The following is a 1,067-nucleotide window of genomic DNA, read 5'->3' on the forward strand; positions in this document are numbered from 1 at the left end:
CGAACACGACCGTTAAGCCCTCCAGCGCCGATGGTACTTGGACCGCAGGGTCCTGGGAGAGTAGGACGTCGCCAAGCGCAACCACTAAAGAAGAACTTCTTTGGTGGTTTATTATGGGCCCTTAGCTCAGCTGGTTAGAGCGCACCCCTGATAAGGGTGAGGTCGGTGGTTCGAGTCCACTAGGGCCCACCATATAACTTTATATTTACTTTTGGGGCCATAGCTCAGCTGGGAGAGCGCCTGCCTTGCAAGCAGGAGGTCAGCGGTTCGATCCCGCTTGGCTCCACCAAAAAGATTTATTATCATTGCACCTTGAAAACTGGATACCGAAACGAAATTGCGTTTTAGAATATTCCTTTAAGCTGATCTTGTGTAAACAAGTGAAATAAAGGTAGCAGGTAAGGAAAGATCTTTTGCCTTTGGCAAAAATCATTCTTTATCGAACATCGACATTTTCTTTCTTTGAAAGAAAAGTCTAGGTTAAGCTACAAAGAGCACACGGAGGATGCCTAGGCGCCAGGAGCCGACGAAGGACGTGGCGAACAACGATAAGGCCTCGGGGAGCTGTAAGCAAGCTTTGATCCGGGGATGTCCGAATGGGGAAACCCGGCTGTCTTCATCGACAGTCACTTTCTGCTGAATACATAGGCAGAATAGAGGCAGACCAGGGGAACTGAAACATCTAAGTACCCTGAGGAAGAGAAAACAATAGTGATTCCGTCAGTAGCGGCGAGCGAACGCGGATTAGCCCAAACCAAGGAGCTTGCTCCTTGGGGTTGTGGGACGTCTCACATGGAGTTACAAAGGAACCGGTTAGATGAAGAGGTCTGGAAAGGCCCGCCAGAGAAGGTAAAAGCCCTGTAGTTCAAAACTTGTTCTCTCCGAGACGGATCCCGAGTAGTGCGGGGCACGTGAAACCCCGTATGAATCCGGCAGGACCATCTGCCAAGGCTAAATACTCCCTGGCGACCGATAGTGAAGCAGTACCGTGAGGGAAAGGTGAAAAGCACCCCGGAAGGGGAGTGAAATAGATCCTGAAACCGTGTGCTTACAAGAAGTCAGAGCCC

2 tRNA genes and 2 rRNA genes are annotated in these 1,067 nt (G+C 50.3%); all 4 read left to right on the top strand.

The features are described 5' to 3' along the window. Positions 1 to 77, top strand: a 5S ribosomal RNA gene (rrf, locus tag NLX82_RS27990); the annotation flags it as partial. A gap of 38 nt (positions 78 to 115) precedes the next feature. Then, positions 116 to 192: transfer RNA gene (locus NLX82_RS27425), tRNA-Ile, on the top strand. 21 nt (positions 193 to 213) lie between these two features. Continuing rightward, a tRNA-Ala gene (locus NLX82_RS27430) sits at positions 214 to 289 on the top strand. Positions 290 to 478: 189 nt separating this feature from the next. Next, positions 479 to 1,067 (top strand): 23S ribosomal RNA (locus tag NLX82_RS27435); the annotation flags it as partial.

The organism is Paenibacillus sp. A3M_27_13, assembly GCF_024213315.1.
Taxonomy (GTDB): Bacteria; Bacillota; Bacilli; order Paenibacillales; family Paenibacillaceae; genus Paenibacillus; species Paenibacillus polymyxa_B.